13 protein-coding genes and 1 other annotated feature are annotated in these 17,735 nt (G+C 42.9%); of the genes, 1 reads left to right on the top strand and 12 read right to left on the bottom strand.

The window, feature by feature from the left end:
• Positions 1-30 precede the first annotated feature (30 nt).
• The 12 genes from ACZ5Q0_RS00595 to nifS form a co-directional block, all read right to left on the bottom strand.
• A complete protein-coding gene (locus ACZ5Q0_RS00595) occupies positions 31-507 on the bottom strand; it encodes a hypothetical protein (RefSeq protein WP_447182633.1) in 477 nt (158 codons plus the stop codon).
• A gap of 141 nt (positions 508-648) precedes the next feature.
• Positions 649-1,815, bottom strand: coding sequence for an aminotransferase class I/II-fold pyridoxal phosphate-dependent enzyme (locus tag ACZ5Q0_RS00600; RefSeq protein ID WP_447182855.1), 1,167 nt, complete (start codon positions 1,813-1,815; stop codon positions 649-651).
• Positions 1,816-1,820: 5 nt separating this feature from the next.
• Positions 1,821-2,309, bottom strand: coding sequence for an Lrp/AsnC family transcriptional regulator (locus tag ACZ5Q0_RS00605; protein WP_447182634.1), 489 nt, complete (start codon positions 2,307-2,309; stop codon positions 1,821-1,823).
• 97 nt (positions 2,310-2,406) lie between these two features.
• Positions 2,407-2,626 (bottom strand) — a binding site (T-box leader).
• Between the two features lie 50 nt (positions 2,627-2,676).
• Positions 2,677-3,840, bottom strand: coding sequence for an alkaline phosphatase family protein (locus tag ACZ5Q0_RS00610; protein ID WP_447182635.1), 1,164 nt, complete (start codon positions 3,838-3,840; stop codon positions 2,677-2,679).
• Between the two features lie 67 nt (positions 3,841-3,907).
• A complete protein-coding gene (locus tag ACZ5Q0_RS00615) occupies positions 3,908-5,575 on the bottom strand; it encodes an ABC1 kinase family protein (RefSeq protein WP_446820046.1) in 1,668 nt (555 codons plus the stop codon).
• 57 nt (positions 5,576-5,632) lie between these two features.
• On the bottom strand, positions 5,633-5,929 hold the full coding sequence (locus tag ACZ5Q0_RS00620; RefSeq protein WP_447182636.1) for a phasin family protein: 297 nt from the start codon (positions 5,927-5,929) through the stop codon (positions 5,633-5,635).
• Between the two features lie 301 nt (positions 5,930-6,230).
• Complete coding sequence (locus ACZ5Q0_RS00625; protein WP_446820044.1) at positions 6,231-7,136, bottom strand: formate/nitrite transporter family protein; 906 nt, start codon at positions 7,134-7,136, stop codon at positions 6,231-6,233.
• Positions 7,137-7,237: 101 nt separating this feature from the next.
• The gene (gene fdhF, locus ACZ5Q0_RS00630; protein WP_446820042.1) at positions 7,238-9,943 is read right to left on the bottom strand and encodes a formate dehydrogenase subunit alpha; all 2,706 of its coding nucleotides are present in this window, start codon (positions 9,941-9,943) and stop codon (positions 7,238-7,240) included.
• 18 nt (positions 9,944-9,961) lie between these two features.
• Positions 9,962-11,185: an NADH-quinone oxidoreductase subunit NuoF gene (nuoF, locus tag ACZ5Q0_RS00635; RefSeq protein WP_447182637.1), complete on the bottom strand. Its 1,224-nt coding sequence runs from the start codon at positions 11,183-11,185 to the stop codon at positions 9,962-9,964.
• A gap of 515 nt (positions 11,186-11,700) precedes the next feature.
• On the bottom strand, positions 11,701-12,147 hold the full coding sequence (locus tag ACZ5Q0_RS00640) for an NADH-quinone oxidoreductase subunit NuoE family protein (protein WP_446820040.1): 447 nt from the start codon (positions 12,145-12,147) through the stop codon (positions 11,701-11,703).
• A gap of 483 nt (positions 12,148-12,630) precedes the next feature.
• Positions 12,631-13,071, bottom strand: a complete 441-nt coding sequence (gene nifU, locus ACZ5Q0_RS00645; protein ID WP_446820039.1) for a Fe-S cluster assembly scaffold protein NifU — start codon at positions 13,069-13,071, stop codon at positions 12,631-12,633.
• Between the two features lie 12 nt (positions 13,072-13,083).
• A complete protein-coding gene (gene nifS, locus ACZ5Q0_RS00650; RefSeq protein ID WP_446820038.1) occupies positions 13,084-14,244 on the bottom strand; it encodes a cysteine desulfurase NifS in 1,161 nt (386 codons plus the stop codon).
• Positions 14,245-14,910: 666 nt separating this feature from the next.
• On the opposite strand from nifS, the gene ACZ5Q0_RS00655 reads away from it, so the two are divergent.
• The gene (locus ACZ5Q0_RS00655; RefSeq protein ID WP_446820037.1) at positions 14,911-17,337 is read left to right on the top strand and encodes a phosphodiester glycosidase family protein; all 2,427 of its coding nucleotides are present in this window, start codon (positions 14,911-14,913) and stop codon (positions 17,335-17,337) included.
• Positions 17,338-17,735: the final 398 nt, after the last annotated feature.

A 17,735-nucleotide genomic window follows, 5' to 3' on the forward strand; every position in this document is an offset into this window, starting at 1 on the left:
CCCCTACGTGTACATTACGTTTACTTACAATTATACCGCAACAATCTGGCGCGCGTCCTTTTTTTTAGCCAGTTTACCAAACTCCTGGTAAAATTCAATTACCTCCATACGTATAAGATTATGATTAGAACTCTTTAAGGCCCTCTCCAGATTTTCAAAAGAATTACGCCCGAATTCTCTAACTATTTCATTACTATCCAAATCTTCTACTAATTCACTATAGCGGGTATGCACCTGTTCAAATATTCCATAATACAATTCTTTTATCTGCATCACCCGCCGACGAACTTGTTGAAAATCGAAATCATCCTTTTCTACCATATAGATTAGGCTATGAAATAAATTATTAATAAGGCGGTTATGGAAAACCGCTACCATTGACTCACGGCGATATTGCCTAGTCAACAAATAACGTGTATATTCTTTTAACTCCCGCTGGAATCCAGGGCCCAGTATCTGATAGGAATTTATTAATTCGATCTCGCTGGCACTAATGTCTCCTAACATAGTAAAACCTCCTTTAGACCGCTACTAAAGGAGGTTTCCACTTTACCAGGAATTTTCCTGCCGTTAATTATCGTATAATTACCGGGGAATTCAGGACTATTCGCTATGATTCAGCAATATGGATCATGCCTATCCGTTTTTTTATCGATTTCTGTGTCGAAGAATAAAATTTCCCATACGTTCCAGGGCCTCTTCGATGTTGCTTATGCTGGCTGCATAACAGCAGCGGATAAAACCCTCACCATTAGAACCAAAGGCATTACCTGGTACTACTGCTACCAGTTCTTCCTTAAGTAATCGCTCACAAAATTCTTCACTGTTCATTCCAGAAATCTTAACAGAAGGAAAACAGTAAAATGCCCCTTTAGGCTCAAAACATTCCATACCTATTTCCCGCAATCCAGACAGGATAATTTTACGGCGGTTATTGTAATCTTCTACCATTTTTCGCATCTCAACTTCTCCATGACGCAGGGCCTCTACAGCTGCCTTTTGTCCCATAATAGGGGCACACATAATGGTGTATTGATGCACTTTGGTCATGGCCCCTATAATATCTTTATGTCCACAGGCATACCCAACTCTCCACCCAGTCATAGCATAAGCTTTAGAAAAACCATTCAGTACTAGAGTACGGTCCCGCATCCCTGATAAAGAAGCAATGGAACTATGTTCGCCCTGGTAGGTTAACTCCGAATAAATTTCGTCGGATATAACCAGCAAATCGTGTTTCTGTATTATAGGGACCAGAGCCAGTAGATCTTCCCTGGTCATGATTCCCCCGGTGGGATTATTCGGGTAAGGTAGAATAAGTACCTTACTGCGCGCAGTAATATGCTGCTCCAGAACGTCAGGCCGGAGACGATATTCATCCTCATCATAAGTAGGCACCGCTACTGCTTTACCATATGCTAAAGCAGTTCCAGGAGCATAGGCTACAAATGATGGTTCCGGGATTAGAACCTCATCTCCCGGTTCAAGCAACACCCTTAAAGCCAGATCCAAAGCCTCACTTACTCCAACCGTAACTAATATTTCACTAACAGGAGCATACTCTACTCCGATCTTTCGTTTTTCATAAAGAGCTATTTCTTCCCTCAGTTCCGGTAAGCCGGCATTAGAAGTATACATGGTATACCCTTGTTCCAGGGAATAAAAACATTCTTCCCTGATATGCCAGGGAGTTACATAATCAGGCTCACCTACGCCCAGAGATATTACTCCCTCGGTCTGGGAAACCAGGTCGAAAAACTTACGAATCCCTGACGGGGGTATAGATTTTACTATGTCTGATAAATAACAGTTCATATCGTTCACGGACTAACCACCAACCTTTTATCTTCATGGGGTTCTTCAAATATAAAATTATCCTGTTTATAGCGTTTGAGAATAAAATGAGTAGTAGTGCTCTGTACCTGTTCCAGGGTCGAAAGCTTATGAGAAACAAACCAGGCCACGTCTTTCATAGTATCTCCTTCAACCACTACCGACAGGTCGTAAGTTCCACTCATCAGGTAAACACACCTGACTTCTGGAAAACGACAGATGCGCTCCGCTACCCGGTTAAACCCAACTTCTCTTTCTGGAACTACTTTAACATCAATCATGGCAGTGACACCGTCATCTCCCATCTTTTCCCAGTTAGTTACCGTATTGTATCCCAGAATTACTTTTTCCTTTTCCATCTTCTTGATAGTGGCTGCTATCTTCTCCTCATCCTCATCAAGGATTACTGCCATAGTTTTGGTACTTAACTTGGCATCATGCTCAATAAGGTTAAGGATCTTTTTCCTCAATTCCAAATATCCCAGCCTCCTTAAATTAAGTATCTGTTAATATCACTAAAATTTTACTATTCCACTTGTACGTACATATAAGAATAAAAAAAAACCCTCATCCTCAAGGGACGAGAGTTGTTCTCCCGCGGTACCACCCTAATTGGCTCGGGCCCAGCTTAAAAAGTCCTTTAACGGTAGACCATCCGTCTGACCTGGCACCCTTACCGGGTGTTTCATCAGCACTCACAGGCGGCTTTCATTGGCCTTTTACTACCGGTTTCCAGCTACCCCGGCTCTCTGTAAGCAACCAAGCCAACTACTTATCTGCTCATCGTGTTAATATATCAATTATTAGACTATACTATCATTAGGCTGGCTAACCGTCAAGGTATTATTTAAAGAGCAGGAATTTCTTTTTAAGTAACTGGTATTCAGCCACATATCCTAATAACATAACCGCGAAAACCCCCAGAAAAATTGTCCGCTCTTTGTTAATCCGCGACTTCAAAACCAGGATGGTTTCTTCTTTTTGCCCGGCGAAATTAAAAATACTCTGTCTTTCTTCTTTAATAGCAGTCAGCTGCCTTATGGTGCGATATAGTTCATCTTGAGTCTCATAATAACGGTTCCAAGTATTAATCCGATCACTTTGTAAATCCTTAACCCATTTAGTCAGGGTATAAACCTGGTCGCGGGTAGGGACTTTACAGGCATCATAAATAGGAATTCCCCGCGCGTTATATGGTGTCGGGATTCCTGACGTATAGGCGATCGTAGGCACTAAATCAATTAGCATGGTATTTTTAATTGGCAAGTTCATTTTTATACCTGGACCGTGAATAATTAAAGGCACTGCATTACTGGGAGAAGAACTCCTTGAGGAGGTAACTACAAGCATTGATTCATAATAAAGACCTTCTCTCCGTAAAAAATTTACAAAATTGCCTAATTGTTCATCAAGACGGCTGATACTACTATAAAAGGTTTTTTCGTTTAACGATAACAAAGCCTGCATACAATCATCTATATATATGTAGGTAAAAAAAGGTTTATCTTTTTTAAAACTTTCTATGGTAGTTTGAAATACCTCCCGATCACTAGCCTTAGATTCCAATTTAATATAGCTTTGAGGAACATTTATAAGAGCCTCTAAACGTCCCCCCGAGCCATCTACTACCATAACCTTTTTTCCCTGTTTACGCATCACATCCAGAACTGATTCCACTGCTACTTTATCGCCGCGGGTAATAAATTTATGTTCTTCGGGGAAGGTGCCGGTAAGTAGTGACGCTTCCGCTGCTTCTACTGAATTAACTTTGAAAGCATAAGCCTTTTTATCGATAACCCCTTCACTAGCCATATGATCCATATTAGTCGTTAATGAACTAACAAAACCTTCGTAGTTGAGTCCATCCACACTGATAACAAAAATATGCTGGGGCAGTTTTAATGATTCCTCCTCCGCCGGTTGAGTTTTTTCTGCCGCTGTAGCTGGTACTGCTAGTAATGAAATAATTGTTATTAATAATACTAATCCCCCAAGGGCTTTTTTCACCCTATCTTCCCCCCCTTAAAAGGTCTTGTATTATATATATTGAAGGGAAAAGGGGTTTATACCAGGTCTAATATCTGCCACTGCGTATTATCGAGTAGACTAAAAATAATCCCAGTATAAGTGCTATTAAAAAGCCAACCTCAACTAAAGGTATACGGTTTAGAATCCCACTGGCTGCTTTATCTACCACCAGGGAGGTGCCAATAATAATACTGGCCAGAATGATGGCTACTGATAAGCGATTAGACATGATATCCAAACGAGAAGAAAGACGGTGCAGGTTGGCATGCTCCATCCTGATTTTTAACTCACCTTCCTCCAGCATTTTTAAAATACTGTCTATTTCGCGAGGAACCGAACGGGCTACACTAGCATAATCAAGCACCATATCACGCAAGTTATCTGCTAATCGTTCGGGAGCCAGCCTTTTTAGTAATAGTTTACGACCATAAGGCTCAGCCATGTCTACAATACTTAGTTGGGGATCTAGTTGCGAGACGATATTTTCCACGGTCATCATCATTTTCACCATCAAAGATAGTTCAGCCGGTAACCGCATTTGATATTTGACCGACAATTCTATTAATTCTGATAAAGCTTCCCCTACATTAATTTCTGACAGGGGCAGTCCATAATACTTTTGCTGCAAACGAGCCACATCACGGCGAAACTCTTCCCGGTTTACATATTGGCTGCCAATTCCCAGGTCTAGTAGCGATCTGGTTACGCTATTGGTATCATAACGCATCATACCAATAAGTAGGTTCATACACCTTTCCTTGAGCAGATCATCCACAATTCCCACCTGTCCAAAATCATAAAATATGATTTTTTCCCCGCTGGTTATGGCTATATTGCCAGGATGAGGGTCGGCATGGAAAAAACCGTAATCATAAATCTGTTTAAAAAGAGCATCAATTAAATTACTGGCAATACGCTTAGTATTGAAGTCTTCTTTTTTAAGATTAATAAAATCAGATATCTTAATGCCACTTACATATTCCAAGGTCAAAATACGGCGGGAAGATTCGGCCCAGTAAACCCGTGGTATTATAACATCGGGGTTATTCTTAAAATTACGATAAAAAGTATCCGCATTACGGGCTTCTCTTTGAAAATCTAATTCGTTTCGTAATGCTTCCCCCAGCTCGTCCACGATTTCACTAACCTTATACAAGCGCCCCCAACTAGTCCTTTTCTCCAGCATACGACTCAGTTCATAAAGAATCTCCAGGTCAATCTCTACAGTTCGGTCTATTCCAGGGCGTTGTACTTTAACTACTACTTTTTCCCCCGTGGTTAGGACTGCTTCGTGAACCTGGGCCATGGATGCTGCTGCAATAGGATTTTCGCAGAAATATGCAAATTCGTCCAGATCTAATCCCTCTTCTTGAAAAATCCGTACTACTTCAGAATAAGGGAAAGCAGGTACATCATTTTGCAGCTTCTCCAATTCTTTTACAAAGGACGCACCTAATATATCTGGTCTAACACTAAGTAGTTGTCCCAGTTTTACAAAGGTAGGGCCCAATTCTTCAAAAGCAAGTCTTAAGCGTCGGGCTATATTAGGAGCCCGCCAATCCTTAGGAATCCGGTTAGATGCATCATTACGCTTTAAGCGGATTAGGGTAAAACGATCAAATATAAAACCAAAGCCATGTTTAATTAAAACATTGGCTACCTCCCGATAGCGGGGCAGATGGTTAATATGACTTAAACCAGTTCTAATTACCACCTTAATTCCTCCACCAGAAATACTGCCGGGGATATCCCGGCAGCCATATTAAAAAAATTATTCTTGCCCAATTTTTTGTTCCAGTGCTTCAATTCGGACCTGTAAGGCCTCCAATTCCCCGCGGCTAACTAAGGGTAGCTCTTTTTTAAGTTTGTCCACTTCCTCCTGGACCATTTTCCGCATCCCCTCTTTTTCCTCTTCGCCCCGGGTTACCATATCATCAATAACCTGTTTAGCTTCATCACGAGTCATTTCGCCTTTCTCCACTAATTCGGATACCATTTTTTCCGCCCGTTCACGGGTCACACTGAATATTCCCAATCCCAAGTATAGGGCTTTCTTCATCATGCTCATCAGGCCTCCTCCTTGCTACTCATTTTTATGGTTAATATACCACAATCAGCCTTCGCTTACTATTATTCACCCCAAATACGAAACTAATCCAAATTAGTTTTTATTGTCACCAAAACTTTGATTCCACCCATAATATCATGAAAAAACATTCTTTAAAAAGCATCCTAATAAGGGATTATATAGCTACCTTCACCATTGGGGATTTTCACCATGTAGTCAACACTCATGCCGGATAGAAGTAAAAAAGCCGGAACTATCTATTTTTAGATAGTTCCGGCCGGGTTAGGAGGCTAATTTAAACCTAAGCCTGTGCAGCTTTACCTGAAGCACTAACCTTTTGTTTTTTAGCCGGTCTTAGATAAGCAAAATAATAGAAACCTGCTACAAATACGCCACCACCAACGATATTACCCAGAGTAACCGGAATCAAGTTATTCATAATAAAGCCACTGTAGGTAAATAGTCCAGTAACCGCTTCCGGAGTCATAGCAAATTGCTGAGCTACTGCTCCCGGAGCAGACTGAGCTACACTAATACCCATTGGTATAAAGTACATATTCGCCACACAGTGCTCAAATCCACTGGTTACGAAAGCCATAATGGGGAAGAAACAGGAAAATATTTTACTTACAACATCTTTGGAAGCCATGGCCAGCCATACCGCCATACAAACTAGCCAGTTACAACCAATACCGCGGAAAAAGGCCTGGGACCAGTCCAGACTAAGTTTCCCTTTAGCAATTGCAACCGCCTTAGTACCGGTAGCACTTAAAGCTGTCACATTACCTGCAGTATCCGTAGCGCCCACATAGTAAAGACCCATGAACACTATGTATACCAACAGTAAAGAACCTACAAAGTTAGCGATAAAAACGACTACCCAATTGTAAAGCAGCCCCCCCCAGGTTGCTTCACCATTTAGACAGGAAATTGGTAAAAACATATTGTTCCCGGTAAAAAGTTCTGCTCCACCGATAACTACCAACATCAGACCTACTGAGAAGACTGCACCAAAGAAAAACTGTGATAAGCCGCCTAATTCCGGCGGCCAGGTGGCCCCAACTACGGTAGCTAGATTGGCTCCAAAGCCAATATAAACCCCTGCCAGAATACCTAAGGCAAACATTGGGCCAAAGGCTAGTTTGGATTTACCAGTGCCGGCTTTAGAACAAGCCGCAGCTATTTCCGCAGGTGATAAAAAGTTCATTACCTGTTCACGCTCCTTTTCTATTTTTTCACATTCCCCTTTTATAATGAATCCTGATGTTTTGAAGTTAGCCTCCTACCCCATTAATGATCCTTATCTCTTTAAAGCTTTTCCAGACGAGCGGCACAAACCTTATATTCAGGTATACCGGCGACTGGATCTAAAGCTGCCGCATTAGTAAGCAGATTAGCGGCAGCTTCACTAAAGTGAAACAGGGTAAATACCACATCATCAGCAACACGATCAGTAATACAGGCTTTTACTTCAATGCTGCCCCGACGAGTAGCTAATTTAACCTTTTCTCCATCGATAATATTAAGTTTTTTAGCCATAGTCGGATTAATCTCGACCCAGTTTTCCGGTACATGTTGGTTAAGGGCCTGAGATCTACGGGTCATTGTTCCCGTATGGTAATGATAAAGATTCCTACCCGTAGTTAAAATCAACGGGTATTCTTCACAAGGTACCTCTGCAGGATCATTGTATTCCACCGCTGAGAATAACCCCTTACCGCGACTAAAATTACCATCCTTGTGCAGGTAGGAAGTCCCGGGATGATCTTCCGTAGGACACGGCCACACCAGACCTTTACCCTCCAGACGGGTATAATTCATACCTGCATAAGATGGAGTTAGCTTGCGTATTTCTTCAAAAATCTCTTCGGCATTTTTATATTGCATAGGATAGCCCATGCGGGTTGCCAGGTTGCTAATGATCTGCCAGTCCTCCTGCGCCACTCCAGGAGGATTAATGGCTTTACGAACCCTTTGAACACGACGCTCAGTGTTACTGAAGGTACCATCTTTCTCAGCAAAGCTAGCTGAAGGGAAAACCACATCTGCCTTCTGAGCAGTTTCGGTAAGAAAGATATCTTGGACCACTAAAAATTCCAGTTTATCCAGAGCTTCTTCTACATGATCCAGGTCGGGATCACTAACCATGGGGTTTTCTCCCATTACATACAGGGCTTTAACATTACCTTCATAAGCCTGATTAATAACAGCTGTCAGAGTTAGCCCATTTTTATCCGGTAGTTTAACTCCCCATGCCTGCTCAAACTTAAGTCGTGGAGTTTCATCGATTACCTTCTGGTAAGCCGGATAAGTTACCGGTAAACATCCCATATCACAGGCACCCTGAACATTGTTCTGTCCTCTAAGGGGGTTAACTCCGGTACCGGGACGCCCCATATTACCGGTTAACATAGCTAAATTACAGCATGATTTTACATTATCCGTGCCAGTACTATGCTGGGTTAAGCCCATTGCATAACAAATGGACCCGGCCTCCGACTCAGCAAAAAGACGAGCCGCCTTAATAATATCCTGGGCGGGCACGCCGGTAATTTCCGATGCATACTCCGGCGTATACTTCTGAACAACCTGTTTCATCTCTTCATAGCCTTCGGTGTTTTGAGCTATAAAATCACTATCCAATAAATTCTCATTAATGATGACATTCATCATACCGTTAATTAAGGCTACATCACTGCCAGGCTTATGCTGCATGTAGACATCAGCATACTTTGATAATTCAATTTCACGCGGATCAGCTACGATTAATTTGCCCCCGTTGTAAAGCACATTTCTTTTGATCTTCATACCAATAACCGGATGGTTTTCCGTGGTATTAGTACCAATAACAAAAATACAGCGAGCATCTTTTTCCAGTTCATTAATCGAATTAGTCATTGCTCCGCTTCCAAATGCTGCCCCCAGACCGGCGACAGTAACGGAGTGTCAGAGCCGGGCACAATGGTCAACATTATTAGTACCCATCACCGCCCGGGTAAATTTCTGAGCTACGTAGTTTTCCTCGTTAGTAGCTCGAGCGGAACTAAAGAATGCAAAACTATCCGACCCATAGGTGTTTTTTATATTAAGGAGCCGTTGGCTTACTAACTCTAAGGCCTCATCCCAGGAAGCCTCTCTAAGTTCGCCATTTTCTTTTATCAAAGGACTGGTCAGACGATCAGGAGAGTTAATGAAATCCCAGCCAAAACGACCTTTAACACATAAGGCCCCTTTATTGACCGGACTCCAGTTTTCATCTCGATTTGACGTTACCCCTACTACCCGGTTGTCTTTAACATTGAGCTCCAATGTACAACCAGTTCCACAGTAAGTACAGGTAGTAAGGACCCTTTTATCAATATCACTGGGTCTGCCCTTACCGGCACTAACCCGGCTGCTAAGAGCCCCTACCGGACAAACCATTACACATTGTCCGCAAAATACACAGGGAGAATCAGCTAAATCACCGTCAAAAGCAGTAGCTATCTTTGCCTGATGACCACGATTACGTACATTAATGGCCCGGGCAACGGTTATTTCTTCACAGGCTCTTACACAACGGGTACACATAATACATTTTTCATAGTCACGAACAATAAATGGATTGGCATCGGTGATGGGATACCCTGGTTGACCACCTTCCGTGTAGCGGCTCTCGGTAATCCCATATCTATAACAGTAATCCTGTAAGCGACAATCCCCGTTCTTTTCGCAGGTATGACACTCCATTTTGTGACGGGCTAATAGTAATTCTAAAATCACTTTTCTGGCCTCTACGATAGCCGGGCTTTCCGTCTCAACAACCATCCCCTGCTCAGCAGGAGCAACACAGGAGGCTGCAAATAAAGGACGGCCCTTTACCTCTACCAGACACATCCTACAGGAACCAGCCAGTCTCAAATCTTGGTCATAGCACAGGGTCGGTACTTCTATTCCATGTATTTTACAGGCATCCAGCACGGTGCTACCGCGCGGAACCTGCACTTCCTTGCCATTGATGGTTAAGGTTATCACAGTTAATCCTCCTTTCTTTTAAGATAAAAGGAGCTTGCGCCCATATTCGTAATCAAAATGCTGCATGGTTGTAAGGATCGGCCCTGGTGCTGCCTGACCTAAACCGCACAAACAAGCCCTGGTCATTACCTGACACAAAGTCTTTAGTTTGGCAACATCCTCCAGCGAGCCTTGCCCAGCATTTATTTTTTTCATAATTTCATAATTGCGGAAGGTGCCTTCCCGGCATGGGTTGCATTTACCGCAGGATTCATGTTCAAAAAATTTGCTAATACGGGTAACGATATCGACAATATCTCTGGTTTCATCCATAACAAATACCGCTCCGGTACCCAAGGTAAAACCGGCATTTCTCATGGAATCAAAATCAATAGGAGTATCTAACATCGAGGCTGGAATAAAAGCTCCCGATGTTCCACCGATCTGTACAGCCTTAAGTTTTTTACCATTCGGTATACCTCCACCGAATTCGTAAACTACTTCTCTAACTGTTGTATTTGTGGGTACCTCTATACAGACAGAATTGACGATATCCCCGGATAAGGTCAAAACCTTAGTGCCCGGGTACCCCGGTGCCCCTATTTGGCTATACCATTCGGCCCCTTTATTAATAATCTCCGGAAGATTAGCAAAAGTCTCAACATTGTTAACCACTGTAGGTTTCCCCCACAGGCCCGCAACTCCTGGAAACGGAGGTTTAAAGCGAGGCTCACCCCGGTGTCCTTCAATAGACTCTATGAGAGCAGTTTCTTCACCGCAAACATAAGCCCCGGCACCCATACGTACCTCAATGTCAAATTCGCCCAGTACTCCCCGGCTCTTAGCCTGAGCAATCGCCTCATTAAGATGCTCAACCACATATGGGTATTCACCCCGGCAATAAATATATCCCTGACGCGAATCAATAGCATGGGCACAAATAGCCATGCCTTCCAATAAGGTATGGGGATCCTTTTGCACTATAATCCGGTCCTTGTAAGTTCCTGGCTCCCCTTCATCTAGATTACATACCACATATTTAACTTCCCCTGGCGGTACAAATGACCACTTCATTCCAGCATTAAAACCAGCTCCACCTCTCCCCCTTAGATTTGATTTCTTAACTTCATTGATCAAATCTTTTGGAGCCATATCGCGGACTTTTTCCAATGCGCTATAGCCCCCGGAGGTGATATAGTCATCAATACTCTTAGGGTCGATCTTATCGGCATTGCGTAACACAATGCGCATTTCCTCAGCCATCTACTTACCTCCCCTCTCTTTCGTCGGCTACAAGCTTTCTGTAGTACAATCCCTTCTAATCTCTCTACCCAACCTGAACCGGTATCAGATATCTTTAAACATCTTACCAGCACCCAGGTTAATATAATTTCCTACCTGGTAGTTCCGCAGGCTCGGTTCTATGCCAATACCGAAACCATTGAGGAGGAACTCCATAATTGCTTCTTGACGCCAAAGTTTCAGGACGCTCTCTTAGTTGGAAAACTCCTGCCTAATAAAAATATTTAGTTGAATAAATCAGGTAGTTAGGATGAATAATGTGTTCAAAAGCGTAGAAAAATGTTTGAAAAAATCAGTGTGCTTTATACAAGTAGGTTTACTATATCTTCACTCCCCAGCAGCTACCCATAAATACAGGTTATCTGGTGTCAATTTAACTCGAAATAATCTGTGAGCATCACTAGAAAATGTGGTCAATATAACCTTTTTTTATTGAGGTAGGTATAATAACAGGTTATTTAGGTATATTTTGACCATCACCGGCATTCAGCCAGTAGGGTAGGAACCTTGGCGACGGTAACATCATGGTAGGGACGACTATTTATAGTAACCACCACAGATCCCTCGCATTGTCCCACACATTCAGCAAATTCAAAGGTGAATTTACCGTCCGGGGTTGTTTCCCCCACCTTAATTCCTAATTCACGTTCAAATGCCTTAATCACTTCGTCAGCCCCAGCAATATGACAAGGTGCACTTTCGCAAACCCTTATAATATACTTCCCCCTGGGCTTGACCGACAGATACGAATAAAAGGTGGCCACCCCATACGCCTGAGCCTCCGAGACCTTAAACACCCGGGCAGCCTCCTCAACCGCTTCGGGAGGTATATAATTAAACTCCTTCTGCAGCGCATGATAAGCTTCTATTATGCCCCCTGGTTTATCACTAAATTTGGCTATTATGTCTTTGTAGTTTGCCATTTTCTATCACCTCCTTAAAACTGCAAACACGCCAGAGACATGAAATATTAATCCTTTCTTCTTAATTCGCCAAAAAATTATATCAAGCCTTCTTATTTAACATATATATTATCTATACTTTGTCTTACCATAACTATATCTTATGGGAATAATTAAGTCACCCTTCTTGTTCGAAAAATCATTACCATTACTACCATATATTAATATGCCTTATTAATTTTTTTATTATCCTGGAATAAAAATTAGGTATGGGTGATCAGAGAAGAAAACATTAAAAAAGCCCCCGTTCCAGAGGGATTGTTAAGGCATAGGCATAAGTCTACTACCTGCCCGGGAGAATATAATAGTAAAGTCCCGCAAAAAAAGGGCCTCGGTTGACCCTTGCACCTTCCTGCGGTTAATAATCAAAGGTGAGGTTCCGGATAGGGGGACAACAGAACTATTCCCCTACCTACAAACCCCACCCTTGTCATCCGTGCTCCATTATTCCTCAATCTTACTACAACAGGAGTCGGATCCCTGCTGACAGCAGTCTTTAGTAACATTGGCTGGATTTTCCCGGCCTTCCCGATAGTTTTTTATGGCTTCATGCAGAGCATCGGCAGCCAGGTTAGAACAATGCATTTTAATCGGCGGCAGACCGTCCAGAGCTTCAGCTACAGCTTTATTGGTAATCTTCTCTGCTTCTTCCAGGGTTTTCCCCTTAACCATTTCGGTAATCATACTGCTAGTGGCAATAGCTGCAGCGCAGCCAAAGGTTTGAAATTTGATATCTTCTATTTTATTTTTTTTTACTGCTATTTCAATATGCATTATGTCCCCACAGGTAGGATTTCCTACCTCACCTATACCGTTAGGTAATCCAATCTTGCCAACGTTGCGGGGGTTCATAAAATGCTCCATTACTTTTTGTGAGTATGCCATACTTTTCCTCCTCTACTTTCCGAGTGGTGACATCGTACGCAGATTCTTGATTATCAGGGGTAGTTTCTCCAGAACATAATCAACATCCTCCCGGCTATTGTCCTTGCCCATGGTTAGTCGTAAGGAACCGTGAGCAGTTTCATGAGGCAGACCAATAGCTAACAAAACATGCGAAGGGTCCAGGGAACCGGAGGTACATGCCGAGCCACTAGAGGCCATAATTCCATAGCTATCAAGCATCAGAAGAATAGACTCTCCTTCCACATAATCAAATACTACGCTAACACTTCCCGGCAAGCGATTCACCGGGTGCCCAGTTAAGCGGGAATTGGGAATAGTATCTAAAATGCCCCTGGTTAAATGCTGGGCTAAGTCTTTTAAGTGAGGCATGTTTTGGGAAAGTCTCTCTTTAGCTAGTTCAGCGGCTTTTCCAAACCCTACTACACCTGGTACATTAACCGTACCAGCTCTTAAATTACGTTCATGTGCTCCTCCGTGCATATAGCTGCCGATATAGACTCCCTTTTTCACATAAAGACAGCCTATTCCCTTCGGTCCATACAGCTTATGACTAGAAGCAGAAAGAAAATCTACCCCCAGATCCCTAACGTTTACAGGAATCTTTCCCGTAGTTTGTACCGCATCAGTATGAAAGACAGCCCCAGCTTCATGACTGATGGCGGCCAGTGTCTTAATATCCTGAATAGTTCCTATTTCATTATTAGCATGCATTATCGAGACTAGAGCAGTATCTGGTCGAAGTGCTGCCTGGAGGATGTCAGGTTCAACCAACCCAACAGAATTTACAGGAAGAACCGTAAGTTTAAATCCTTGTTTGGATAAATATTCACAGGTATGCAAAACCGCATGATGCTCAATAGCCGAAGTAATAATATGTTTGCCCTGCTTCTGACGCTCATGTTGCATAAACGTGATTATCGCCTGATTGTCAGCTTCAGTACCTCCGGCAGTAAAAATTATCTCTTCAGGCGAAGCACCAATAAGCGAAGCTACCTGTTCTCGGCCATGCTCAACCGCCCGGGCCGCCTTCTGTCCCTGAGAGTGAACACTGGATGCGTTACCATATATATCTGTATAGTAGGGTATCATAGCATTAAAAACTTCTGGATCGACTGGAGTAGTAGCACTATGATCCATATATATAGCTTTCATTTCTTAAACCTCCCTTTTAAGGTTGTGGATTGAGCTCACTCTGCCCTTAAAAATTGGCTGATTTATAATCATAATGTATACTAATCCCATCGGATATGTCAAGTATCAAGTTTAGCATTTTGGACTGGTCGCCTGTTTTAATTTAGGATAGGCGATAAGACCGGCCCAATATGGATTTTGGCAGCTTAACCGGCTTCCCCCCGATTGTTAATAACTCAGCCTAATTGCGGTCATCTTTTTAATTGACGGGTTATTTTTATTTCAGCTTTACCGATTGGCAGTCGGGTACTTAAAAGGATGACCACACGGGGCATGGGCGATAAAGTTCCAGCCCAGTGCTTATTATTTGTTGATCACCCCTGACGATCAAATTTTTCGTAAACACAGCCGATTCGCCAGGTGATCCCGGTCGCCATTTTAACACCTAGCTATATTACCCTTGTCTGCTTTAGGTAGTCCACAGCAAGATTATGCTTTTATATTCGATTTTTAAGAAGTATTTAATCAGGAGTAGTCTTGCCCCAATCACAATTTCCTTGATAAGGATACCAAGAAAGAAATAGGGCAGCTTACACGTATAGATAGAATAGAGTTAAGATATGGCAGCTATGTAATAGCTTTACCCCAATATCTTTACAAAAAATCCTATAACTTGGGAGGCAAAATATGAAAACCAATTATTTACGACGAAGTAGCTTAAAAAAATACCTGGTATTACTGCTGATCACCCTAATTATGCAAAGCTTGTTAATTAATAACCGGCCTGCCCAGGCAGCAGCCAAGGCTAACGTCGAACACATCTACAATGAAAAGATTGCCCGGGGAATTATGTTTCAGGAACATAAATATAATAGCTATCCGGGATTTCCACCCCGGAGTGAAAGAGAATTTATCATCACGGCCGATCTAAATGATCCCACCGTAAAAATTATTACGGGCAAAGCTCAAGACAAAGTACTTAAGCTGGAAACCCTGTCCAAACAAATTGCTCGTGAACAGTTAAAGGGGCAAAACGTAGTGGCAGGTATTAATGGTGATATGTACAACATGTCCCTGGGTACGGCCGACTATGGCATTCCTCTGGGGCTGCAGATAAAAGATGGTAAGATACTGGTTAGCTCTGATAGCGTGTGGGCAGAATCCCGGTTTCCAGTCTTTGCGATTACTAAAAACCGCCAACCCTTAATTGACTACATATCCCTGGATGCCAAACTATCTGTAGTTGATGCTTCTTATGAAGCTAAACATGGCGTACCTAATCCCCATTCAGCTTTAACCACAACCATTGATATTATTAACCGCACCAACACCACCTTAATGGCTGATCAAATGATTTTGGTAACACCGCAGCTGACCGATAATCCGACTGTAGGCTTTACTGATGAACAGGCAATGAATGGGACACTGACCGTTTTGAAAATTACCAGTGGCTCTGAGGATGATTCTATCCAAATTGGCCGGGAATATGAAGCCGATGTAGTTTCTGTCAGCGATACCGCCACCGGTTTGCAGCACATAACGGTTCCTGCTGATGGCATGGTGTTAGCCAGTCAGGGGGTCAAAGCTTCCTGGGTAAGGCAACATATAAAAAAAGGCGATAAAATCAGATTTTCAGTCAACTTGAAAGACCGGACAGGGAAAAACCTTTACCTTGATCAGGCAGTTAGTGCCTGGCTGCCCCTGGTTGAAAACGGGCATGCGTTAACAGCGGCCGAAATGCTGGAAAAATGCAAGGATGACTGGGGTGGCGGAACTGCTATTATCCAGGCTACCGATAAAGCCAGGACCGCAGTCGGATATACAGCGGACCATAAGGTTATTGGCCTGGTCTTTGATGGAGGTGGAGAAGGCCAGGACAGTTATGGTATGGATCTTCCCGGAATGGCAGTAAGGATGAAAGGACTAGGGGCTGTAGCCGCTGTCAGTCTTGATGGGGGTGGATCATCACAGATAAATTCTCGCCTATTCGGTGAAACGGAAGTCCAATTAAGAAATCGTCCTTCTGACACCAAAGAACGCCCGGTAACCAATACCATTCTTTTTATATCCGACGTACCTAAGGCCTCTGATATTAAGAAACTGAAGGTTAACAGGGACATTACTATTTACAAGAATAGCAGTTATGCTTTTCAGGTACGAGGACAAGATAGCTACGGTAATCCGGCTGATTTGACCAAAACCGATATCCGCTGGAATATTAGTCCGCTGGGTAATGCTGCCGGCCATTCGGTGAGCGGCACTATTGATCAGAAGGGCCTGTACGTAGCCGGGAATCGACCGGCAACCGAAGCGGTTTATGCCGGTATCGGCCCGGTGCAAAGCTATGCTACGGTGACTATAGTAGATGCCATTCATTCTTTAGGTTTAACAGATAGTGGTATGCTGGCTGTCGCACCGAATGGTCAAAAGCAATTTCAGTTGGTAGCTTATGCCCAAGATGGCCGCCCCATTATTATTTCTAACTCGGCCGCCCAGTGGTCAGTAACTCCATCGACAATTGGGAACATCGATAATAACGGGCTCTTTACCACAAAGGGAAAAGGAAATGGTACAGTAACGGCCAAAGTAGATGACAAAGAAGTTTCGATTAATGTGGTGGTAGGACAAGAATCCCAGTTAATCGACAGCTATGAAACCTTAGATACCAATACCTATTCCATTACCGGTTATGCCGGGGGCAGCTGTCAAATCTCCAGAGATCAGGTCAATCATGGCAGCCAAAGTCTGAGAGTGGATTATGATTATAGCAGGTGGGCCAGGGTATACAATGGTACAATTAATGTCATAATGAATGCGGATAAACGAGGGGCTAGTTATACCAGTACCATACGCCCCAAAAAGCTTGGTATGTGGGTATATGGTAACGGACAGGCCCCCTGGTTGCGTGTCAATCTCTGCGACGGAAACGGAAATAGAAGAACCTTAAACCTGGCCTCCCGCATCGACTGGGTCGGCTGGAAATACGTTGACGTGGACATTCCTGCCGATATTCCCCTGCCAGTCTCCTTGGATTACTTTTATATGGTGGAAACTGATAAAAGTAAAAACCTCCGTGGTACCGTCTATTTCGACGACGTCCGTTTTATCTATTAGACAGGTAGGACAGGGGGACAGGTTCACTGTCCCACCGGCACATCCAGGGACAAGAGGACAGGTTCACCGTCCCATAAGCATATCCGCTCCCAGCGAGTCAGAACCAAATACAGCCGACCAGATTAACATCGCTAGGCAATATAGGTAGAGGTTTTCCCAAAGATGACTAGGTTTAGTTTCTGATCAAGATGATCAAGATATGGAAGTAATCCGGGTAACATTTTAGAAAACTTAGTTAAATAGTGTCTGACCACAGTAAGATAACAGCTTTTTAACATCAATTTCCAATATTCAAATACCGGTTGTAGTGGTATTTTTAAGTTAAGAGTTTAAGCTGATTATTTTCGTTATTATTACATTAAGATTTATGAAATACCAAATGTAAGTAATGAGTACAT

The sequence above is a fragment of the Syntrophomonas erecta subsp. sporosyntropha genome, from assembly GCF_055395365.1.